We start from the raw sequence: 23,061 nt of genomic DNA on the forward strand, positions 1-23,061 counted from the left end.
AAGGTTACACCCTGAAAACTGGATCCGAAACTCATTGCGTTTTATTCTTAGGATAAGCCCTCGACCGATTAGTATTGGTCAGCTCCATGCATTACTGCACTTCCACCCCCAACCTATCTACCTCGTCGTCTTCAAGGGGTCTTACTAATTGGGAAATCTCATCTTGAGGGGGGCTTCACGCTTAGATGCTTTCAGCGCTTATCCCTTCCGTACATAGCTACCCAGCGGTGCTCCTGGCGGAACAACTGGTACACCAGCGGTACGTCCATCCCGGTCCTCTCGTACTAAGGACAGCTCCTCTCAAATTTCCTACGCCCACGACAGATAGGGACCGAACTGTCTCACGACGTTCTGAACCCAGCTCGCGTACCGCTTTAATGGGCGAACAGCCCAACCCTTGGGACCTACTTCAGCCCCAGGATGCGATGAGCCGACATCGAGGTGCCAAACCTCCCCGTCGATGTGGACTCTTGGGGGAGATAAGCCTGTTATCCCCAGGGTAGCTTTTATCCGTTGAGCGATGGCCCTTCCATGCGGTACCACCGGATCACTAAGCCCGACTTTCGTCCCTGCTCGACTTGTAGGTCTCGCAGTCAAGCTCCCTTCTGCCTTTGCACTCTTCGAATGATTTCCAACCATTCTGAGGGAACCTTGGGGCGCCTCCGTTACTCTTTAGGAGGCGACCGCCCCAGTCAAACTGCCCACCTGACACTGTCCTCGCACCGGATCACGGTACCAAGTTAGAACCTAGATACGATCAGGGTGGTATCCCAAGGATGCCTCCCTTCAAGCTGGCGCTCAAAGTTCAACGGCTCCCACCTATCCTGTACAGATCGTACCCAAATTCAATATCAAGCTGCAGTAAAGCTCCATGGGGTCTTTCCGTCTTGTCGCGGGTAACCTGCATCTTCACAGGTATTAAAATTTCACCGGATCTCTCGTTGAGACAGCGCCCAAGTCGTTACGCCATTCGTGCGGGTCAGAATTTACCTGACAAGGAATTTCGCTACCTTAGGACCGTTATAGTTACGGCCGCCGTTTACTGGGGCTTCGGTTCATAGCTTCGCCCCGAAGGGCTTACCACTCCCCTTAACCTTCCAGCACCGGGCAGGCGTCAGCCCGTATACTTCGCCTTGCGGCTTCGCACAGACCTGTGTTTTTGCTAAACAGTCGCTTGGGCCTTTTCACTGCGGCCCCCTCGGGCTATTCACCCTACCGAGGCACCCCTTCTCCCGAAGTTACGGGGTCATTTTGCCGAGTTCCTTAACGAGAGTTCTTCCGCGCGCCTTAGAATTCTCTTCTCGCCTACCTGTGTCGGTTTGCGGTACGGGCACCTTCTCCTGGCTAGAGGCTTTTCTTGGCAGTCTGAGATCATGACCTTCGCTACTACAATTTTCGCTCCCCATCACAGCCCAGCCTTACGATGTGCGGATTTGCCTACACACCAGCCTCACTGCTTAGACGGACATCCATCAGTCCGCGTCACTACCCTACTGCGTCACCCCATTGCTCATAACGGATTACGGTGGTACAGGAATTTCGACCTGTTGTCCTTCGACTACGCCTATCGGCCTCGCCTTAGGTCCCGACTTACCCTGAGCGGACGAACCTTCCTCAGGAACCCTTAGGCTTTCGGCGGATCTGATTCTCACAGATCTTTTCGTTACTCATACCGGCATTCTCACTTGAATGCAGTCCAGCGCTCCTTACGGTACACCTTCAACCCGCATTCAACGCTCCCCTACCCCTGATGCAAGCATCAAGCCATAGCTTCGGTGGTGTGTTTAGCCCCGTTACATTTTCGGCGCAGAGTCACTCGACCAGTGAGCTATTACGCACTCTTTCAATGGTGGCTGCTTCTAAGCCAACATCCTGGTTGTCTGTGCAACTCCACATCCTTTCCCACTTAACACACACTTGGGGACCTTAGCTGATGGTCTGGGCTGTTTCCCTTTCGACAATGGATCTTAGCACTCACTGTCTGACTCCCGGAACTAAATCTATGGCATTCGGAGTTTGACTGAGCTTGGTAACCCTTGCGGGCCCCGCACCCAATCAGTGCTCTACCTCCACGATTCTTTTTTCCGAGGCTAGCCCTAAAGCTATTTCGGGGAGAACCAGCTATCTCCGGGTTCGATTGGAATTTCTCCGCTACCCCCACCTCATCCCCGCATTTTTCAACATGCGTGGGTTCGGGCCTCCAGTGCGTGTTACCGCACCTTCACCCTGGACAGGGGTAGATCACCCGGTTTCGGGTCTACGTCCACGTACTCATTCGCCCTATTCAGACTCGCTTTCGCTGCGGCTTCAGCTCTTCACCTTAACCTTGCACGGGAACGTAACTCGCCGGTTCATTCTACAAAAGGCACGCCATCACCCATAAATAGGGCTCTGACTTCTTGTAAGCACACGGTTTCAGGATCTATTTCACTCCCCTTCCGGGGTGCTTTTCACCTTTCCCTCACGGTACTGCTTCACTATCGGTCGCCAGGGAGTATTTAGCCTTGGCAGATGGTCCTGCCGGATTCATACGGGGTTTCACGTGCCCCGCACTACTCGGGATCCGTCTCGGAGAGAACAAGTTTTGAACTACAGGGCTTTTACCTTCTCTGGCGGGCCTTTCCAGACCTCTTCATCTAACCGGTTCCTTTGTAACTCCATGTGAGACGTCCCACAACCCCAAGGAGCAAGCTCCTTGGTTTGGGCTAATCCGCGTTCGCTCGCCGCTACTGACGGAATCACTATTGTTTTCTCTTCCTCAGGGTACTTAGATGTTTCAGTTCCCCTGGTCTGCCTCTATTCTGCCTATGTATTCAGCAGAAAGTGACTGTCGATGAAGACAGCCGGGTTTCCCCATTCGGACATCCCCGGATCAAAGCTTGCTTACAGCTCCCCGAGGCTTTATCGTTGTTCGCCACGTCCTTCGTCGGCTCCTGGCGCCTAGGCATCCTCCGTGTGCTCTTTGTAGCTTAACCTAGTATTTACATCGTAAATACGATTCGCTTTGAATTTCGGTTCAACACTTACGTGTGAATGAAATTCAAGGCAGCTACCTTTATTTCACTTGTTTACACAAGATCAGCTTAAAGGAATATTCTAAAACGCAATTTCGTTTCGGTATCCAGTTTTCAAGGTGCAATTCGCTTCATCGAAGCGAAACCCGATGAATATTTCGGTTCCACACGGATGTGTGAATGAAACATTCGTCGAAGCTTGAGAGTTTGAGCTCTCAAAACTGAGCAACGAGTGAGTAAGTTAAGGATATTCATTTCATTCACACGAACGTGATGAACCGAATTGAATATCCGGTCGCAGGTACATTGTACTTGCTTATTTGAATGTTTCCGTTGCAGGAAACGATTCTCCATAGAAAGGAGGTGATCCAGCCGCACCTTCCGATACGGCTACCTTGTTACGACTTCACCCCAATCATCTACCCCACCTTCGGCGGCTGGCTCCCTTGCGGGTTACCCCACCGACTTCGGGTGTTGTAAACTCTCGTGGTGTGACGGGCGGTGTGTACAAGACCCGGGAACGTATTCACCGCGGCATGCTGATCCGCGATTACTAGCAATTCCGACTTCATGTAGGCGAGTTGCAGCCTACAATCCGAACTGAGACCGGCTTTTCTAGGATTGGCTCCACCTCGCGATTTCGCTTCCCGTTGTACCGGCCATTGTAGTACGTGTGTAGCCCAGGTCATAAGGGGCATGATGATTTGACGTCATCCCCACCTTCCTCCGGTTTGTCACCGGCAGTCTGCTTAGAGTGCCCAGCTTGACCTGCTGGCAACTAAGCATAAGGGTTGCGCTCGTTGCGGGACTTAACCCAACATCTCACGACACGAGCTGACGACAACCATGCACCACCTGTCTCCTCTGTCCCGAAGGAAAGGTCTATCTCTAGACCGATCAGAGGGATGTCAAGACCTGGTAAGGTTCTTCGCGTTGCTTCGAATTAAACCACATACTCCACTGCTTGTGCGGGTCCCCGTCAATTCCTTTGAGTTTCAGTCTTGCGACCGTACTCCCCAGGCGGAATGCTTAATGTGTTAACTTCGGCACCAAGGGTATCGAAACCCCTAACACCTAGCATTCATCGTTTACGGCGTGGACTACCAGGGTATCTAATCCTGTTTGCTCCCCACGCTTTCGCGCCTCAGCGTCAGTTACAGCCCAGAGAGTCGCCTTCGCCACTGGTGTTCCTCCACATATCTACGCATTTCACCGCTACACGTGGAATTCCACTCTCCTCTTCTGCACTCAAGCTCCCCAGTTTCCAGTGCGACCCGAAGTTGAGCCTCGGGATTAAACACCAGACTTAAAGAGCCGCCTGCGCGCGCTTTACGCCCAATAATTCCGGACAACGCTTGCCCCCTACGTATTACCGCGGCTGCTGGCACGTAGTTAGCCGGGGCTTTCTTCTCAGGTACCGTCACTCTTGTAGCAGTTACTCTACAAGACGTTCTTCCCTGGCAACAGAGCTTTACGATCCGAAAACCTTCATCACTCACGCGGCGTTGCTCCGTCAGGCTTTCGCCCATTGCGGAAGATTCCCTACTGCTGCCTCCCGTAGGAGTCTGGGCCGTGTCTCAGTCCCAGTGTGGCCGATCACCCTCTCAGGTCGGCTACGCATCGTCGCCTTGGTAGGCCTTTACCCCACCAACTAGCTAATGCGCCGCAGGCCCATCCACAAGTGACAGATTGCTCCGTCTTTCCTCCTTCTCCCATGCAGGAAAAGGATGTATCGGGTATTAGCTACCGTTTCCGGTAGTTATCCCTGTCTTGTGGGCAGGTTGCCTACGTGTTACTCACCCGTCCGCCGCTAGGTTGTTTAGAAGCAAGCTTCCAAACAACCCCGCTCGACTTGCATGTATTAGGCACGCCGCCAGCGTTCGTCCTGAGCCAGGATCAAACTCTCCATTAAAGACCAACCGAAGCTGGTTTATAGAAAGAGCGATAAGCTCATGTTGAAACTGACGAGATAAAATATCTCTTGTTTGATTTTGCGAACAAAATCGTTTTACTCACTCGTTGTTCAGTTTTCAAAGATCAAACCTGCATTTTGTCTTACTTTGTTTCACCACCGCGTCTCAGCGGCGACTTAAATAATGTAACACATAACCTCATTTTTCGTCAAGCTTTTTTTTGAAAATTCATTTTTCCGCTTGATGCAACACGTTTATCCTGCTTTAAACAGTTCAAAATTATTCATGCTGCTTAATGGGGCGAGTTATAACTTATCACATATTTTATATACTCGTCAACCAAAATTGATAATTTATATTTTTTAACTATTTATAAATACTAAATCACGTACAAAAAAAGGAAGAAAAGTCGGTTTAACAACCTTTCTTCCTGACATATCAACCCCTGCACATCAAATAAGGGAGTAACGCAGTTCACGATTTTGTCCACGCTCCCTAAAATCCCCGGCAGCTGTTTCTCTAATAAGTGAACGATATACCAGTTTACGGAGCACGACGGTAAGATCCAATTGGAGATTCTTTAGCTCAGGATGGTTAATAAGTTCATTTATAGACCAAGGTTCCCGTCTGCTGCCTAATATACGGAATAGCGGAGATGAGCACTCCTCCATTTTTGACATCACTGAAAATTCACAAGCAAGCAGTACTAGTTCAACCCGTTGTTCCAAGGTTTCCGTACTTAATGTGAGTTCGTTATACAGTTTGTCAATCGTTCGATCCAGAGGCTGTACCTGAACCCATAAGTGAATCTTTGGATAAATCCCCCGTTCAATGAGTTCAATAGATGCCCAATGATCCAATGCTTTCAGAACACTTTGATAAGCGTCAATGATCCGCCCTTCTCGCACCGCTCTTTTACCATGAACGTAATTGACCAAAAAGCGGGAGAACTCATGAAATCGCTTCTGCTCCCGCAGTGGATCGTTAAAATCAACAATTTCCTGTCTTAAAAGACGGACCCTGTCATCCAACTCCCAGACAATACGACCTTCTAGCACATAATCTATAATGTTGGCTTGTTCACCAGCGATAATCCATTCCTTCAGACAACTGAGCGTTGCGTACAACACTTGGCATCTTAGTCCATTCATAAATAAGTGTTGAATAGAACGAACTGGCTTGGTGCCTTCTCCAATAATTAGAATGAGTTCATCAAAGTCATACAACATCGAACCGTGAAAATACTCTCCCGGCTTTCTGTACGAAATAACACCTATCGAATCTTCCTGCAACAATTCATCATACATCAGGTTTAATTTGGTTAACTGCACTTCTCCCTCCATACCTGCAAGGCGGCTATGACCGCAAATTGGATATTTGGATACATGTGATCATTTCTACATAAATAAGAGACTTCCTTCTTCAATTGTATAAATTTTTATCTTATTCACTTATTTTTTTCAGTATTACCCAAGCGTTTTCATCTGCAAAGGTTCGATTCCATGCACCAATTCCTCCGAGCTTCAGCGATTTGGCAAGGTCTACTCTTGCTTTTAGAGATACCTGATCCTCTAGCCAAATCTTTTTGACCACGCCGTCTTCTGTATACTCGACATAATTTTGACCTTCGGAAGCTCTAAACTTAGGCTTCAACTTAAATTTGGCTATGATATCCGCTGCTGACTCCATACCAAGTGATTTGGAGGTGACCTTAATCTTCCCTTCTTTGGGAGTCTCGGACCACACTCGAGTATATAATGGAATACCTAAAACCACTTTTTGAGGCGGCACTTCATCTTCCTGAATAATTCGCTTAATTGACGCTTCCGTCCATGGTAGCGAGGCGACAGAACCAGCCTTTGGACTAGCCGCCCAATGTTCATCATATGCCATTACCATGAGGTAATCTGTGATGGTGCCTAATGATTTTCGATCTAAAAAAGCTGACCACATCTCACTTTGAGATTTAGGCGTTACATCAATGGACAGTATCAAATCATGTTCCCGAGCCATCGGTTTAAGTTCCCGCAAAAATTGGGTGACATTTGGGCCATCCTTCGTATGAACATTTTCAAAGTCAATATTAATACCGTCCAGATCATTTTCTAGGGCAAGTGAAATCATCTGATCTACAATCGACTTTCGACGTTCAAAGGTGGACAAAGCTTCTGTTGTTAATTCGGGATTAAAGCTGTTGCTCAACAAGCCCCAAACCTCAATCCCTTTGCGATGTGCCCAGCTGACATAGGCAGGATCTGCCTTGCTTTCTACAGTACCTTCATGATCGACGACACTGAACCACGTAGGGCTCACCACATTTACTCCAGGCATAGGATCAAACTTGGAAGGATCGGGCTTGCGATTATAGACAGCTTCCCAAGCGAGGTTTACTGATCTACCCTCCCAATGTTTTTCCGAGATGGACAAATCGTCCTTAACCGAAGGGATCACAAGCTCTTCTCCTTCAGCGACATGGTCTGACTTAATGTATCCTGCATAACCATTGTCTAACTGAACAAAATACCAATCGCCCTGTTTGGACCAAATACGCACCTTCGTCCGCTGAGATATATCTGTCAAAATGAAAGATAGGCTAGAGGCTTCTTTACGTAAGGCGATTGTAGCATCCTGTGGGCCATCCTTCTTTTCTACACTCCCCAGCCTGACCTTCTCCCCAGCCTTCATTAGGATGACAGCACCAGTCACAGGATCTTCGTGTATAGAAACGCCGCATACTTCACGTACAGCCTCTATCGGGATATATACCTCTCCACTGATTACCTGAGGGGCTGCGCTCAGCGCATATGTTTTACCATTCAGTTCCCCTTGTGCCTTCGAAACCTTCATATAGAGCAGGCTTTGTCTCGTCGCCATAATAACGGTTTGGCTGTCATCCTCATAGCGAACCGTAGGATCAATTTTACTTTGCACCAATTTAAGCGGCATCAGCATGTTCTTGCCGGAGCTCTGAGCTTCATACCCAGTCAACTTTCCCTGCATAAAAATAGGACGGACACTGCCCTGCCAATCGGGTTTCTCGTGAAGGGGATTGCCAAACCATACAACAGTAATTGCACATATAATCGCTGCAAATAATAGCAGGCTTGCCGCTCCTTTGAATCGTGAACGTTTACGGCGGCGTCTGGAATGATTTCTGGCCAATATTGAACCTCCATTGTATGAACTTTGAATTTCCGTATTTTGTAACCTCAACAGATTACTTAAAACAAAAATAAAGTGATTTAAACAAAAAAACGCGGTAAATCCCCGCTTATGGGGAATTCCTCACGTTTCCAATCCATTACAATATATACATACCGCACAAAAAACTTCTATTCCTTGTTTCGTTACGTTTGTTTGTTACTACAAGCTTTGCATACTCCGTGTAACTCCATACGATGTCCATGCACCTCGAAGCCTGTTTCCAACGCGGCATGGCGTTCCACATCGGCCAAATACGGATAACTGAAATCTTCAATCTTTCCGCATTTTTCGCAAATGATGTGATAGTGCTCCGAAATATTGGCATCATAACGACTGGCGTTATCTCCATAGGTCAACTCATGTACCATACCCGCTTCTATAAACATCTTTAAGTTATTATAAACCGTAGCCACACTCATACTTGGAAACTTGGACTCAAGCGCTCGATATATTTCATCTGCAGTCGGGTGCCCCATAGTTTCCATTAAATAGTTTAATATGGCATGACGCTGGGGTGTTATGCGTACACCTGTCTTCTTCAGAAGTTCCAAAGCATGCTGGACGCGTGCTGCCATATATGTCCACCGCCTTATCCCTTACTTACGATCCTATCAATTACCACGCATCTATTTACAATTCACTTCTAAACCTACTCACATTGTACGGTCTACTCAAGTTTCTTGTCAACGCGCCGTATTGTCGCCGGATATTCCTATAGAGGTATCTGTCTCAGAAGCTCCCGGTTCAGCCGCAGAGCTTTCAGATGTATCGGGCGCAGTCGTACCCCCGGAATCATCCAAGTCGGGTAACGACGGCATCAGTAACTTTTTAATGGTTAAATTACTGTTGCCCTCTACGTTGATCGCATACTTGCCTGTCCCGTTTTGGCCTGAAATACTTTTACTGTCTATTTTAAATGGAAAATCGGATTGAAGATTACCATAACTGCTTGAACCCTCTAACTGAAAATCTCCATTCGACGGAAGATCCAATACGATATCACCGACAGCACTGTATATTTTCCAATCTCCGCCTATCTGCTCGCTATGCACTTTGATAGAGCCATTAAGCGAATTTGCATTCAGCTTGGCTGTAGAATTCAGCACATTCATGTCACCATTCTGAGTATCTACGGTGATGTCCCCTTCCGAACGAGCGAGCTGAATATCACCTACCATGGTGTGCAGTGTCACAGCTCCTTCAATATCGCCTGCTTGCATGTCGCCACGGTTCGTGCGCACATCCACATCTCCAGAAATCCGATGCAATTTAACCTGACCGTTCAGCGTGCCTCCCTTGACATTGCCGATAGCGTCATTAACAGTGAGATTTCCATTACCGCTCTCAAGCCGAATGCTGTCAATTGCATCAACTCCATTCAAGGAAATATTCCCGTTGGAGGTTCTAATCTGCACATTGAACCGCCGGTCCTCCGGCACGGTGATCAGCATGTTCACACGAGGCTGACGTTTGCTTGATGCTCCGTACGACTTTGCCTCCGGACGAATCTGGATAGTCTTGCCGTCGGTAGAAGTCAGTGAAGAAGCTTGAGCAATCTTGTCCGCTTCGGCAGCAGGCGCTTGATCCACCCACAGAGTACCTCGTACCTCTATATTGGACACAGGCCGTCTGATCAGTGTTACATCACCATTAACCGAATCAACTACTAAATCGGACGTCTGCATAGTTACAGGTACCAGCATACCACCCATATCATACCGATTCTCTTTAGCCTGGCTAAAATCCATAGAGGCTGACGTCAGATTAAGACTGACCCGGTTCCACAGATACATATAATGATTTTGCTGGGTCACGATAAAAACCGAGGCTGCCACTACCAAAGCGGACAGAATCCCCTTTAGGTCAGGTCTGAATCGCCTTCCGTTGTCAGACTTGCCTTCTTTCCGATAGTACATGGCAAAAAAAATCAGATACTCCAGTCCCCAAAGCACAAAGATTACGGGCCACCAAACGAGGAGCTGAAGCATATATTCAGTATTTTGAAACACATCTACAATAAGCAAAATGCCTACAGCCATCAACAGAAGCGAAGAGGTGTAGCGCCCGACTCTTATTTTGCGGTGCACGCCAGCTTCACCCTCTTTCTTTCAACTTTTTACGCTTAAAGTTCAGAAAGGCTTCCCTTAGAAAAAGGAATAAACCGATCATCATTAATAAAATGGCCAGCGTAAGGAATCCATAATCCTCAAAGAAATTACTCAACCAGCGAGGTTTCATGCGAAACAAAATCATAAGTCCACCGCCTGCCACCATTAGCACAGCAAAAGCAAAGCCTCTCTCCCATGCATAAAAAGGACTACTTTGCTGGCCTCTAGCATCCATTCGTGCATAACGATCTGGCTTACGCCGATAACGAACCATGTAATCTGCTGACTGTAAGACATCATATACATTATAAAAATATAAAACGGGTATGAACAATCCAAGCAAAATAAGTAATGGAATGTTGATCCTCAAGCCGTCAGAGGAAACATACAACATCGCAAAAATATCTAGCAGGAGCAATACAATAAAACTAAGCCCCCTAATAAACAGTCCTAAAAAAAGATGTCCCAGTCCGGGTAACAATGCCGCCATGATAATAGCAATCACTTTGCGAAATTTAGCGTATTTTAGACGTTTCCCCTGTCTGGGCTGTTCCCGCTGTTCCGACGCTTGTAGCTGTCCAGCCTCTCCAGACGGTAACGGTTGTTCCGAGTTCATGCCATCCTCCCCTTTGAATCCCATGCGTGGCTCCGCTGAAAATACTTCGATGCTTACATAGTACCCCAATCGGATTTAAGAGTAACTGTTAAAAAAAGGTGGACTATTACTCAACGGAGACAGCAGCTACATCTTCCCATTGTCGTAAATCAGCTGCAATACGTACGGGATTAAAATCATGACGGGCCAGCACCTCTAGGGAAACTTCCATACTCTGCCGATCTGGGTGTAATTCGTGAAATGGGACATTTTCATGTTCTTTAATCATTATTTTACGTATTTCCACTTTTTCTTGCTCTAAATAAGTCGAAATCTGCTCCAGCAGTCCGTGAGAGGACAATCCGTACAATGTAATAAGATGACGCTTGCGTCCACGCATATACCGAAGTTCAACTTTGTTAAACACCCATAAATTTAAAAATACGAGCACTGTCGCCGCTATAGACGGGAAATAAAAGCCTGCTCCCACCCCAAGGCCAATAGCAGCCACGACCCAAATGGAAGCCGCAGTCGTTAGTCCGGTAATGGATTTACCTGTGAACATAATCGTCCCTGCACCCAAAAAGCCTACGCCAGTGATCACAGCCGTAGCCAAACGAGCGGGATCTATGCGTACATTAACTTCTTTAATGAAATCGGCAAAGCCGTAAATGGAGAGTAGCATAATCAGCGTCGAACCAAGACTGACCATAATATGAGTCCTCAAACCAGCTGCGTGATTGGAACGTTCGCGTTCAAAACCAATGAATCCACCGAGAAGCATGGACAGTAAAAGCCGTAAAATGATATGTGAATCGTCTATAATCCACGGATTATTCATTCGAGTCTCTCCTCCCGGTTATGTCGTGCTTTCCACTCCGGGTGCGCGGTTTGTGGGCTTATGTGCATTTTTAATGCCAATTTAATGATATCTCAATGCTATTCCACCTTATGCAGATGGTAGGTGGTTAATTCCACGCCTGGGGCGACCTCGGCCGCAGATACGGGGCGAAAGCCATGTTTTCGATATAATGTCACCGCAGGAGTATTTAAGGTTCCTGTAGAGACGATAAACAACGGGATATTTTGATATTCACTCAAAACATGCTTCATTAAAGAGTCCGCAATGCCTTTACGAAAATGATCCGGGTGAACCATCATACGTGTAAGGGTAAGCGAATCGGGCGACTCAGACTGCACAGCCAGTGCTCCTAGCAATTCACCGTCCTCCAGCCACCCATAAAAAGACTCTCCACAGCTTTTCAGCGTATCCAATGTATCCATCAGTGGAGGAATCTCATCAAACCCAATCAGCTCAGCTTCCAACCTATAGGCAACGTGCTGTAGACGCCATATCTGACTGACGATATCATCATCTTCCAATGAACATAGGGTAACCATGCTGTTTTCCCTCCTAAGGAAACTCATAAAATGCCATCAGGATTCTAAAGCTTGTTCGCGCCAACCGTTCTCAGCGTCTATGCAAAAGGGGCCTGTCCCTAAAAGACAAGCCCCTGTCAAATCTATGCCATTAGCGGTTAAGCACTTCCGTCAGCAACTTATTAGCAAGACCAGGGTTTGCCTTCCCCTTGCTCTCCTTCATCACTTGACCGACTAGGAAGCCGATGGCCTTTTGCTTGCCAGCTTTGTAATCTTCGACCGATTGCGGGTTAGCTGCTACAACTTGTTCGACAATCGTCAGGATTGCACCCTCATCACTGATTTGTACAAGCCCTTTTTCTTCAACAATTTGCTGTGGCAGTTTATCACTTTCCAGCATTTCCTTGAAGACCGTTTTAGCGATTTTGCTATTGATCGTTCCCTTCTCCAGCAGTCCGATCATTTCACCCAAGCCCCGTCCGGTCAATTTAACCTGCGACAGCTCCACACCGGCACTGTTCAAATAACCGAGTAAATCCCCCATAATCCAGTTGGATACTGCTTTGGCATCCTTGGTGAATTGAAGGCTATCCTCGAACAAATCGGCCAATGGCTTGGAGGACGTAATCACCTGGGCATCATACTCAGGTAATCCATATTCGGAAGTGTAGCGTGCTTTACGCTGGTCAGGCAATTCAGGAATCGAAGCACGAATGCGTTCTTTCCATTCCTCATCTATATGCAGTGTAACGAGATCCGGGTCTGGGAAATAACGATAGTCATGGGCCTGTTCCTTACCACGCATGGATAAAGTTTTACCTTGCGCTTCATCCCAACGACGTGTCTCCTGTACAATCGTTCCGCCTTCGTCCAGCGTCTGCTCCTGGCGGAACTGTTCATATTCCAGTCCGCGCTGTACGCCACGGAAGGAGTTCATGTTTTTCAGTTCCGCTTTAGTTCCCAGCTCTTTTTGTCCATGCGGACGAAGGCTGATATTCGCGTCGCAGCGAAGTGATCCTTCCTCCATCTTCACATCGGATACGTCACAATACTGCATAATGGCACGTATTTTTTCCAGATAGGCCTTGGCTTCTTCCGGCGAAGATATTTCCGGCTCCGAAACGATCTCGACCAATGGTGTGCCGACCCGGTTAAAATCGACCAAAGATGCGTAGCCACCATCAACATGTGTTAATTTCCCTGCGTCTTCTTCCAGATGCAGTCGGGTAATACCGATACGCTTTGTCTCACCATTCACTTCAATATCAATCCAGCCATTTTCGCCAATGGGTTGATCGTATTGTGAGATTTGGTAAGCCTTAGGTGAGTCGGGGTAAAAATAGTTCTTGCGGTCAAACTTGCTCACATCAGCAATGGTGCAATTCAGCGCCATTGCTGCTTTCATCGCATAATCAACGGCCTGACGGTTCAATACCGGCAGCACCCCTGGATGACCGAGACAGACCGGACATGTATGAGAGTTGGGTGGTGCTCCGAAGGATGTCGAGCATCCACAGAATATTTTAGACTTCGTATGCAATTCCACGTGCACTTCAAGTCCGATGACCGTCTCATATTTGGATGTAGTTGTAGACATGAATAGGTTCCCTCCTTTTTGGCAAATTACAGCTGCGGACGCTGCTTGTGAAATTCGGTATTTTGTTCAAAAGCATGAGCTACGCGTAGCACGGAAGACTCGTCAAAGGCTTTTCCGATAATTTGTAGTCCGACTGGCATTCCATCCGCAAGACCACACGGAATGCTGATGGCTGGCACACCAGCCAAGCTTACCGGAATCGTCAAAATATCGTTCAAATACATTGTTAATGGATCGTCCACTTGCGAGCCGATTTTGAAAGCAGTTGTCGGTGCAGTAGGTCCGATAATCACATCATATTGTTCAAATACACGATCAAAATCCTGTTTAATCAGTGTGCGCACTTTTTGAGCTTTCAAATAATAGGCATCGTAGTACCCGGAGCTGAGTGCATAGGTACCCAGCATAATCCGACGCTTCACCTCGGGACCAAACCCCTGCGTACGGGACTGATGGTATAGATCAAGCAGGTTGTCCGGATTGTCAGAACGCACACCATAGCGCACGCCGTCAAAACGGGCCAGATTGGATGACGCTTCGGATGAAGCCAGCAGGTAATATGTAGCTACCGCATATTCTGTGTGAGGGAGAGACACTTCTTCCCAAACAGCACCCAGTCCTTCCAGCGTTTTCAGTGCATCCAGCACCTTTTCCTTGACCTGAGGATCGACGCCCTCACCAAGATACTCTTTAGGCACAGCGATACGAAGTCCTTTTACATCCCCGGTTAAAGCGTTCAAATAATCAGGAATGTCTACCTTCGCAGAAGTGGAGTCCTTCTGGTCATAACCTGCAATGGCTTGTAGGACATAGGCTGAATCCTGAACATTTTTAGTAATGGGTCCAATTTGGTCTAAAGAGGAGGCAAAAGCCACCAGTCCAAAACGGGATACTAGACCATAGGTTGGTTTCAGGCCAACTACACCGCAGTAAGAAGCAGGCTGGCGAATGGAACCACCTGTATCCGAACCGAGTGTGAAATAAGCCTCACCCGCTGCAACAGCCGCAGCTGAGCCGCCACTGGAACCGCCGGGAACACGTTCTAAATCCCAAGGGTTACGTGCAGGGAAAAAGCTGGAGTTCTCGTTAGAGCCGCCCATGGCGAATTCGTCCATGTTCATTTTACCGAGTGTCACGGTTTGCGCTGCGCGTAACTTGCTAACAACTGTGGCATCGTAAACGGGATCAAAATTTTTCAAAAACTGACTGCCACATGTTGTACGCAGCCCTTCTGTCACGATATTATCCTTAATACCAACCGGCAGGCCAAACAACAGCCCTCTTTCCTCTCCGGAAATCAGCTGATCATCCAGCTGACGTGCGGATGCACGGGCCTGTTCCTCGTCAACGGTAATATAAGCTCTGATCTTGTCTTCCCGCGCACCAATTGTCTCCAGAGCGTGTCCCACCAGATCACTCACGGAAATTTCCTTTTGATGCAGCTTGTTATGTATCTCGGGCAATGTGTTATTGAACAAGCTCAATTTGCATCCTCCTTTCAAATATGAGATCTATTCCAGAACAGCAGGAACCTTAAACTGTCCGTCTTCTTCTTCAGGTGCATTGCGCATCACTTGCTCATGTGTCAAACTTTCGCGAACTTCGTCGTCTCGCATGACATTGCTGACGTGCAGCACATGAGTGGTCGGTTTTACCTGCTCCGTATCCAGCTCATTCAGCTTCTCCGCATAATGGAGAATGGCGTTTAATTGTCCTGTCATCGTTTCTTCCTCAGCCGCGGTCAGATTCAACCTGGACAGCTTGGCTACGTGACGGACATCTTCCGTGGAAATGTTCATACAAAACCCTCCTCATGTATATGAGGATTTTGCAAAAAATCCTATAGGCGGCTTCCAATGAGCAAGATATAGATCAAAATGGTTTAGTTCATCTATATATTGCACTTCGGAGCGACTGGAATTGAATTTTGCAAAATCCTGATATTAAAAAATGCTGCACCGAACTTCGAAATAACGTTTTTAATTATAGGATAGAACCCTTTACAATTCAATCTTTGACGCGGTACAGAAGCAAACTGTACATCAATGAGGTAAATGTTGCTAAAAGGATATAAAAAAAGCACCTCTCGGTGCTCTTTCGAGAAAACTATAGGAGCTGAGATTGTGCCCATTATATATTTTTAAAAAGAGTCGGCAGTAGCCGACTCCTATATCCAAGCACGCAAATTGACTTGTCTGATAAAATCAGCCTGTGACAACAACTCTGCCGCGGTTTCTTCTTCCTCTTCAGTCTCTACCGAATCAAGACCACCGTTCATTACATGCTTGAACAGTTTCTCATTATGAGTAGCAAGGGCGTAATCTATCAGCGCTTCACGCTCAATCCGCTCGGCTTCCAGCTTGAGAATACTCTCTTCCAGCTCGATGTCCCCGGATGGTACAAAAAAGTTGCGGTTCACCTTCGGTACGCGAATGACATAGTCAAAAGCATTGTCCGCATTACGGTCGTAAGCAATGATATAACCATGTTCGCCCACAGGAAGATTCTGCTCAAAAGCATCCGCGACGATCATAATTCTAGCTCCTAAATGATGCATCGTTAGCCCCCCCGTTTGTCTGAACTTATCTGCTAAGTCTACTAAAAAAAAAGTAGCTTGTCTATATCATCTATGTATCTTCATAATCGACCGTCTCCACGTCCCAACCTGTGTTCATTCAGCCTCACATGCCAGTTTTGTGAAGGGATTCCGCTCCGTCGTTTCACCTTTTTCCAAGTCATGATCTTCGGCTCGGAACCTACCACAGAATCTTCAATATCTATTATATTGGGAACACGGAAACTACCTCCAATCTCACGTTGTACCCCAAATATATGTTTTCTTTTCATTCTTGCTCCCCCTTGTGATCTGACGGCCTCATGCCTCTTTATCCTCTTAATGGGCAAAAAAAAGAACGCAAACCGGGATTCATCCACAGCTTGCGTGCTTCGCGAGTTTAGTATGTAACTTTAATAAATTTATGTTAACAAAAATAAAAACCTTTGTCTATACATAATTTATAATTTGTTGTCGAAATGGGGCAAAACCTGTCACACCTTTGATTTTGCCCCTACTGAAAACGTTCATCACATTTACCGGATATACGGATTATTAGCTTTCTCATAACCGATGGACGTTTTGGGACCGTGACCGGAATAGACTGTAACGTCATCTCCGAGCGGAAACAATTTGTTCTGAATAGAATCGTATAGATCCCGTTCCCGACCACCCGTCAGATCCGTGCGTCCGACGCCCTGACGAAATAGCACATCCCCGGAAAAAAGATCTTTGCCGCACAAAAAGCTGACACTTCCGGGTGAATGGCCCGGTGTATGGAAAACCCGGAACGTGTGCCCGATCAGGTTCAATTGCTGACCTTCTGCCAAATCATATTCGGCAGGTTCCGTCGAGATCGGAGGGGATGCCTCTGGCCACATCAAGGAACCATTCAGCTTAGGAGATGTGAGCCAGTCTTGCTCCAAGGCGTGCAGATAAACCGGGCAACCTTTGGTATTGCGAATCTCCTCTACTCCACCGATATGGTCAAAATGGGCATGAGTCAGCAGGATAGCTTCAATGGTCAGTGGCTCAATAGCTCTGAGCAAAGGACCCGGATTCATCCCCGGATCAATAATAACGGCGCGCTGCGGATCATCCCCTTGAAGCAAATAAGCATTTGTTTGGAGAGGACCGAGATTAAAGCTGCGAATAGATAACGTCATAAGTTAAAATCCCGAGATCAGCTCGCGTAATTCCTGAACAATCACAGGATGGACCTCGGTTCCCTCCCCATATTTTTCAGCCATTTCTTTACGAGCAACTGCGATTTTTTCTTGATAATCATCAGCTTCCCGATCTGGATTTTCACGTTTGAATCCAATCATGATTTGTTGGACATGTGCAGGGCGTGGTCCCCAGTGGCCAAGTACGTGACCTCCTGTATCCGCAAAAATCACAATCGGAACAGCACGTCCACCCATTGTCAGGAAGTCATCCATCAGCGCCTGATGGTTTTCCAAGATTAATACTTCGGTCGGAATCCCGCTATTCTCCAGCGCACGGAACACAACTGGCACATTGCGCACCACGTCCCCACACCAGTCGGCAGCCAAAATAAGCACGCGCAGATCATCCCGATGGTTCAAGCTTTCAAAATACTCTCGATCCTCTTCGCGATTCCACACAAACTGATCGTACCCAGAGCGGAAGGCTTCTTTGTTCTTTTCCATGCCCTCCATAAACTGTTCAGGGCTTAAGCCCTTTCCGAAGTACTGCGATACATTAGTACGGCTCATGTTATACACTTCCTTTTTTGTTTTTGGACAAAATCCATTTGATAACAAAATAAATGATCAAGAGTGCAAGAGCAACCAGCAAAATCGGTTTGATGTAAGGTGCTGCCACTTCGTCAATTTGCTCCCACTTGTCTCCTAGCAGCATACCTAAATATATAAACAAAACAGACCAAGGTATAATCGCTAGCGTTGTCAAAATAGTAAAGCGCCATACGTTCATTCGAGCCAACCCGGCAGGGATTGAGATGGCATGACGCACAACAGGAATAAAGCGAGCTGTGAAAATGACCCCTGTGCCGTATTTGTTAAACCAGGCTTCAGCATGGTCGACATGACTTTTTTTGATAAGTATATATTTTCCATATTTATCTAATACCGGTCTGCCGCCATAGCGCCCAATCCAGTAAATGAACAACTGGGCCAGCACCCCGCCAATCGTTCCAAAAACGACTGCGCCAAAAAAATTAATATGACCCGAGGATACCAAAAAGCCACCATAAGCGAGGACAATTTCGCTTGGAATGACCTCAACCATCAAGCCTAGCATAATACCAAAATACCCAAGACTACGAATGATCTCAAACAAATAATTAATGATACTAGATATTTGGTCCACTTCTCTTCCCACTCCCTGCCTGTTTCTCTATTTTCATTAGTGTATCACAGCGGCAGAACAAGTCGCCACTTCGCCCAAATAGGGAGGTCAGTGACCCCGACCCCTCTGCCCGCATAAGTTGAGAGAGAGAGGAGGGGGTACAATATGCCTCCCGGCAAATTCCCCAAACATGACAATTCACAATCCCGTTTACCCACGGCTCGTGGTATTCGCCGCGCATGTATCAAAGAGTTGTATCGAACCTGCAAACGTCTGCCTGTTCACATTGCTCCTGATCTGGTCAAGCAGGGCGAGGAGCTCTACTGCCGCAAGGTCGTCGGACACCTTATCTGGATTGCGGAAAACCATAGTAACCGCAAACTACTATGCGACTGGTGGGACGAAGATGTCAGTGAGGAGCTCGCAGCATTGTGGAAGGTGGATCGCGATGTTTTGTGCACCGCTTTTAGAAGTGCCTATGGTGGATAGATGTTTGCGTACTGCAACTATGAACCGTGAACTACAAAAAAAGTGGAGCCACCCCGCAGTGGCTCCACTTTTACTATATTGTTAGCTATGTGTCTGCTTCTTCCCCGCTCCTTCGGGAAGCAAATCCGCACAAGCGCGTTCTAAATAAGGATCAGCATGAATAAAATCCCGAAATGCTGTGTATTCACGCCACAAAACGGATTGTTCTCCCGCCTGCCCTTTGACGGCACGAATCAGAATATTTTTAGGTGTATGCTCCATGTCGATAAATTCCAATAGCTGTGTCCGATATCCCATCATATCCAGCAGTTTGGCCCGGATTCCATCCGTTGCCAGTGCAGAAAAACGCTCCTTTAAAATACCGTGAGATAGCAAAGGCTCCAATACCGGATTTTCTAGTTGGCTGAACAGCTCATGCTGGCAACACGGAACCGACAAAATAACGGATGCTCCCCAGCGGACGGCCTTTTCCAGCGCCGCATCTGTTGCTGTATCACAAGCGTGCAAGGTAACAACCATATCCACCTGTTCCAGTTCGTTATAGTCTGCGATATCACCGACCAGAAACTCCAACTGTCGATATTGCAGCTTTTGAGCCAGAACATTACAGGTTTCAATGACATCTGCCTTCAAGTCCAAACCAACGATCTGCAATGGTCGCTTTTGCTGTACAGCCAAATAGTGATACAGCGCAAAGGTCAAATACGATTTGCCACAGCCAAAATCTACAATCGTCAATGGGCGGCCTACCGGAAGGCTGGGCAATACATCCTGCACCATTTCGAGAAACCGGTTAATTTGACGAAACTTATCATACTTGCGGGCCAGTACCTTACCATCCTCATTCATAATCCCAAGCTCAATCAGGAAAGGAATTCGCTCCCCTTCTTCGAGCACATATTGCTTTTTGCGATTATGAGACAGGTCGGCTTTACTTTTGCTCGGTGACTTTGTCAGAATGGATACTTTATATTTTTTACTGATCAGCACTTGGTAGTCTGCATCCTTGGCGCATAGAAGTCCTTGGCGGAACGTGTCCTCAAACAAGGCAGTCATACGCTCATTAGCTTCGTCAGGGGTCAGATTTTCATGAATGACTTTGTTGCTATAATGAAAAGCAAACTGGTAATACAGCTTATTTTTCAATTCTACAGGTTTGATTTGCACTTTAGTAAAAGAAGCATCCTCCCGTTTGCGAAGCTGACTCAGCGTCGCTGTTATGAGGGATCCTCCCGTGGTCAATTGGTATATAAGTTCGCGCAGTGAATCCAAAAGGTACATCTCACTTTCTTTCATGTAATTGGGTGATCTCGGTCAAACCCTCGGTGACTTCCTGGCGTGAAATTCCACCCAGCTCCAGCTCTGCATTGGTCTTATCCAGTAATTGACTATAAAACGTCTCCGCTTCCGCTAGCAGCTCTGGCTGCTCCCATGCCAATCCAAACCAGACATCGGCGGCTTCGTCCAGCCTGTTTTCCCGCTCGTAATGAACAGCCAACAGTTTGCTGGTTTCAGGGGGAAGCTCATATTCACGCACCAGTTTCACGATACACGCTATTCGTTCAGGCAAGACCTGCAGATCACGAGTCGCGCCATTCGTATCGCTGTACAAATATAAATGAAGAGATTTCATCAAGATTCGTATGCCCTCGTCTGTTCTGCTGGTTTCCAGGTAAATCACGGCTTCTTCCTCTAAAATGCGAGCCACCTGCTGAAGCTTATCCGCTTCAATTCCAGGGCCCAATCGGAAAAGCTCAATAATTTGTTCCGGCGGCAATCGTCTGAGCAGATCTGAACGAAGACGAAACTGCTTGTTGAGCAGGTCATCTAGCTGTTTTAGCGCTTCGACATGTTTATTTTCACGCCTTAGACCGAGCACCGATGCTACTGCGGATGTCAATTCTTCCATCATACTGAGCAAATAATCTTTTCTAAGCAAGCCGTTCCCTTCCTTTCATCCCGATGCCTAGACAACCAGAAACTCTGTCTTCTGATTGTATGACATCCTTGTCTAAAAGCCAAATGCCCTACCATGCAGAAATACCACTTATAACCTTCACCCTCAGTTAACAACATCAATGATCAGGAAGTCAGAATGCTCACGTATGGCAGTGAATTCCTACGGTACAGCACTTTGTAGCAGATCATTTGACTAGCGAATGACGTTTTTTTTAAAATCAATATTGCTTCTTCATTAGTGTTGTGATATTTTTGTTTCATACGAAACAAAAAAATAATCAGTATATTTAAACATTCCATAAAATAATTCATATTAATTATTTTCTTTAGAAACAAAATTTATATGAATATTTTTGTGAGAAAGGATGATGGAGTTTGGGTAAACAATTTAGCTCGATATTACCGGAACATCAAGAGTTTATACAGCGGCAGCACATTTTCTTTGTAGGATCAGCACCGCTATCCAAGACAGGGCACGTTAACCTTTCCCCCAAGGGATATGATTCCTTTCGTATTCTATCGGACCAAAGGGTAGCCTATCTCGACTTGGCGGGAAGCGGCAACGAGACAAGCGCTCACATTATCGAGAATGGACGGGTAACAATCATGTTTTGTGCATTTGAGGGCGCTCCCAGTGTACTAAAGCTCTATGGTACTGGTACCGTCGCGCTGCCTGATACTAAGCAATGGAATGAGCTGTACCCACTCTTCAACCCGCTTCCCGGTGCAAGACAAATCATTGTTGTGGACATTCACATGGTTCAGAATTCATGTGGTTTTGCGGTTCCCTTCATGACATACACGAGCGAACGGGAAAAGCTGAAGGAAGTCTCAATTCAGATGGGAGAAGAAGCACTTAAAAGATATGCCTATGAGAAAAATTTGGAGAGTATTGACGGTTTGCCGACAGCGTTTGCCTTTAACAAAAGCAACATAAATTAGACACCTTACACTCCTAAAAATAATTGACTACACAAAAAACCAGAACCTTCTGATTATCACCTCAGAAGGTTTCGGTTTTTTGGGCTTCCCTTAGTCTATTTTTTCAAGTTCTGCTCTAAAAATGTCAAGATAGCGTTCGCTAATAACTCCGGTGCTTCGAACAAGCTCATGTGACCTGCTTCCGGTAGGGTAACCTGAGTTACTCCGGCCCGATCTGTTGTAAACGTCCGCGCTGGAGGAACCGCCTGATCCTGCTCACCCGCTACTAAAAGGGCCGGCAATGCAGAAGCCGACAATACATCCCGACGATCAGTACGCTCGCGCATAGCCAGTGATGCTCCTACGGCTCCTTGTGGTGGTGTTTTGTAGCCAATTTCTTTGACTTTCAGTAATTGGCTGGACATCGACTCCACATGATCAGGAGCAAATAGCCCCGGTACAAGTCCATCTACAAAGGTTGTAATCCCCTCCGTTTGGATGGTGGATACAGCCTTATTCCGCTTTTCTTTACCTTCGTCCGTATCTGCATAAGCTGTGGAATGAATCAGTCCAAAGGCTGTAAGGCGCTCTGCATGTCTCTGCACTGCCGAAAGGGCTAGATAGCCTCCTAGGGAGTGACCAAACCAGGCAGCCTGAGGGATGTCCAATTGTTCTTGAAGTTTAAGCACATCATCTGCCATTTGATCAATAGTATAGGCTCCTAGTGGAGCATCGCTGCGTCCGTGTCCACGCAAGTCTGGAACAATACAACGATAGCTTTGGGACAGCAAGGGAACAACCTCATCCCAATAGGAGGAACTTCCGCAAAAACCGTGCAATAAAATGATCGGTTCTCCTTTTCCCTGTTCGGCATAGCAGATCGTCGTTCCTTCGCATAATACCTTTTCCATATGGAACCCTTCCTTCTCTGTATATAATCTATTGGAGCTGAATATATTATTAAGTAGAACAATGCTGATGTATATTATTAAG

General features: G+C 46.8%; 20 protein-coding genes and 2 rRNA genes. 2 read left to right on the forward strand and 20 right to left on the reverse strand.

The features are described from left to right. Positions 1-48 precede the first annotated feature (48 nt). From JOE49_RS01030 to uptA, 17 genes are all read right to left on the reverse strand, one after another. Positions 49-2,975, reverse strand: a 23S ribosomal RNA gene (locus tag JOE49_RS01030). A 395-nt stretch (positions 2,976-3,370) separates the two neighbouring features. Next, a 16S ribosomal RNA gene (locus JOE49_RS01035) occupies positions 3,371-4,926 on the reverse strand. The 16S and 23S rRNA genes sit together here, the layout of an rRNA operon. A gap of 453 nt (positions 4,927-5,379) precedes the next feature. Further along, complete coding sequence (locus JOE49_RS01040) at positions 5,380-6,258, reverse strand: nucleotidyltransferase-like protein (protein ID WP_209940432.1); 879 nt, start codon at positions 6,256-6,258, stop codon at positions 5,380-5,382. Positions 6,259-6,370: 112 nt separating this feature from the next. Beyond that, a complete protein-coding gene (locus JOE49_RS01045) occupies positions 6,371-8,089 on the reverse strand; it encodes a glycosyl hydrolase family 18 protein (protein ID WP_209940433.1) in 1,719 nt (572 codons plus the stop codon). Between the two features lie 185 nt (positions 8,090-8,274). After that, the gene (locus tag JOE49_RS01050) at positions 8,275-8,706 is read right to left on the reverse strand and encodes a Fur family transcriptional regulator (RefSeq protein ID WP_013311903.1); all 432 of its coding nucleotides are present in this window, start codon (positions 8,704-8,706) and stop codon (positions 8,275-8,277) included. 108 nt (positions 8,707-8,814) lie between these two features. Next, positions 8,815-10,218: a DUF4097 family beta strand repeat-containing protein gene (locus JOE49_RS01055; protein ID WP_028541863.1), complete on the reverse strand. Its 1,404-nt coding sequence runs from the start codon at positions 10,216-10,218 to the stop codon at positions 8,815-8,817. A gap of 7 nt (positions 10,219-10,225) precedes the next feature. After that, the gene (locus JOE49_RS01060) at positions 10,226-10,879 is read right to left on the reverse strand and encodes a hypothetical protein (RefSeq protein WP_053326077.1); all 654 of its coding nucleotides are present in this window, start codon (positions 10,877-10,879) and stop codon (positions 10,226-10,228) included. A gap of 82 nt (positions 10,880-10,961) precedes the next feature. Further along, positions 10,962-11,675, reverse strand: coding sequence for an MgtC/SapB family protein (locus JOE49_RS01065; RefSeq protein ID WP_160789366.1), 714 nt, complete (start codon positions 11,673-11,675; stop codon positions 10,962-10,964). A 98-nt stretch (positions 11,676-11,773) separates the two neighbouring features. Further along, a complete protein-coding gene (locus tag JOE49_RS01070) occupies positions 11,774-12,235 on the reverse strand; it encodes a GNAT family N-acetyltransferase (RefSeq protein WP_028541861.1) in 462 nt (153 codons plus the stop codon). A 130-nt stretch (positions 12,236-12,365) separates the two neighbouring features. Further along, positions 12,366-13,811, reverse strand: a complete 1,446-nt coding sequence (gatB, locus tag JOE49_RS01075; protein WP_013311908.1) for an Asp-tRNA(Asn)/Glu-tRNA(Gln) amidotransferase subunit GatB — start codon at positions 13,809-13,811, stop codon at positions 12,366-12,368. A 26-nt stretch (positions 13,812-13,837) separates the two neighbouring features. Then, positions 13,838-15,295, reverse strand: a complete 1,458-nt coding sequence (gene gatA, locus JOE49_RS01080) for an Asp-tRNA(Asn)/Glu-tRNA(Gln) amidotransferase subunit GatA (protein WP_023990257.1) — start codon at positions 15,293-15,295, stop codon at positions 13,838-13,840. A gap of 27 nt (positions 15,296-15,322) precedes the next feature. Next, on the reverse strand, positions 15,323-15,610 hold the full coding sequence (gene gatC / locus JOE49_RS01085) for an Asp-tRNA(Asn)/Glu-tRNA(Gln) amidotransferase subunit GatC (RefSeq protein ID WP_013311910.1): 288 nt from the start codon (positions 15,608-15,610) through the stop codon (positions 15,323-15,325). A 368-nt stretch (positions 15,611-15,978) separates the two neighbouring features. Next, the gene (locus tag JOE49_RS01090; protein WP_013311911.1) at positions 15,979-16,368 is read right to left on the reverse strand and encodes a hypothetical protein; all 390 of its coding nucleotides are present in this window, start codon (positions 16,366-16,368) and stop codon (positions 15,979-15,981) included. An 80-nt stretch (positions 16,369-16,448) separates the two neighbouring features. Further along, on the reverse strand, positions 16,449-16,658 hold the full coding sequence (locus JOE49_RS01095) for a hypothetical protein (RefSeq protein ID WP_023990258.1): 210 nt from the start codon (positions 16,656-16,658) through the stop codon (positions 16,449-16,451). A gap of 243 nt (positions 16,659-16,901) precedes the next feature. Further along, a complete protein-coding gene (locus JOE49_RS01100) occupies positions 16,902-17,531 on the reverse strand; it encodes an MBL fold metallo-hydrolase (protein ID WP_023990259.1) in 630 nt (209 codons plus the stop codon). 3 nt (positions 17,532-17,534) lie between these two features. Further along, complete coding sequence (locus JOE49_RS01105; RefSeq protein ID WP_013311914.1) at positions 17,535-18,104, reverse strand: thioredoxin family protein; 570 nt, start codon at positions 18,102-18,104, stop codon at positions 17,535-17,537. A gap of 1 nt (position 18,105) precedes the next feature. Further along, the gene (uptA, locus tag JOE49_RS01110) at positions 18,106-18,720 is read right to left on the reverse strand and encodes an undecaprenyl phosphate transporter UptA (RefSeq protein WP_013311915.1); all 615 of its coding nucleotides are present in this window, start codon (positions 18,718-18,720) and stop codon (positions 18,106-18,108) included. 144 nt (positions 18,721-18,864) lie between these two features. Between uptA and JOE49_RS01115 the strand changes: the two genes are divergently transcribed. Continuing rightward, entirely contained in the window at positions 18,865-19,188 is a 324-nt protein-coding gene (locus tag JOE49_RS01115; RefSeq protein ID WP_023990260.1) for a hypothetical protein, read from the forward strand. Positions 19,189-19,269: 81 nt separating this feature from the next. Here JOE49_RS01115 and JOE49_RS01120 read toward each other — a convergent pair whose 3' ends face one another. Both JOE49_RS01120 and JOE49_RS01125 read right to left on the reverse strand, forming a co-directional pair. Beyond that, on the reverse strand, positions 19,270-20,484 hold the full coding sequence (locus JOE49_RS01120) for a class I SAM-dependent methyltransferase (protein WP_209940434.1): 1,215 nt from the start codon (positions 20,482-20,484) through the stop codon (positions 19,270-19,272). Beyond that, positions 20,471-21,127, reverse strand: coding sequence for a DUF6483 family protein (locus JOE49_RS01125; RefSeq protein WP_103050297.1), 657 nt, complete (start codon positions 21,125-21,127; stop codon positions 20,471-20,473). The genes JOE49_RS01120 and JOE49_RS01125 overlap by 14 nt, the downstream gene beginning before the upstream one ends. A 395-nt stretch (positions 21,128-21,522) precedes the next feature. On the opposite strand from JOE49_RS01125, the gene JOE49_RS01130 reads away from it, so the two are divergent. Then, a complete protein-coding gene (locus JOE49_RS01130) occupies positions 21,523-22,089 on the forward strand; it encodes a pyridoxamine 5'-phosphate oxidase family protein (protein ID WP_053326079.1) in 567 nt (188 codons plus the stop codon). Positions 22,090-22,184: 95 nt separating this feature from the next. Here JOE49_RS01130 and JOE49_RS01135 read toward each other — a convergent pair whose 3' ends face one another. Further along, positions 22,185-22,979, reverse strand: a complete 795-nt coding sequence (locus JOE49_RS01135; protein WP_023990264.1) for an alpha/beta fold hydrolase — start codon at positions 22,977-22,979, stop codon at positions 22,185-22,187. Positions 22,980-23,061 lie beyond the last annotated feature (82 nt).

Origin of the sequence: Paenibacillus sp. PvR133, from assembly GCF_017833155.1 — a bacterium.
In the GTDB taxonomy this organism is placed as follows: domain Bacteria; phylum Bacillota; class Bacilli; order Paenibacillales; family Paenibacillaceae; genus Paenibacillus; species Paenibacillus polymyxa_B.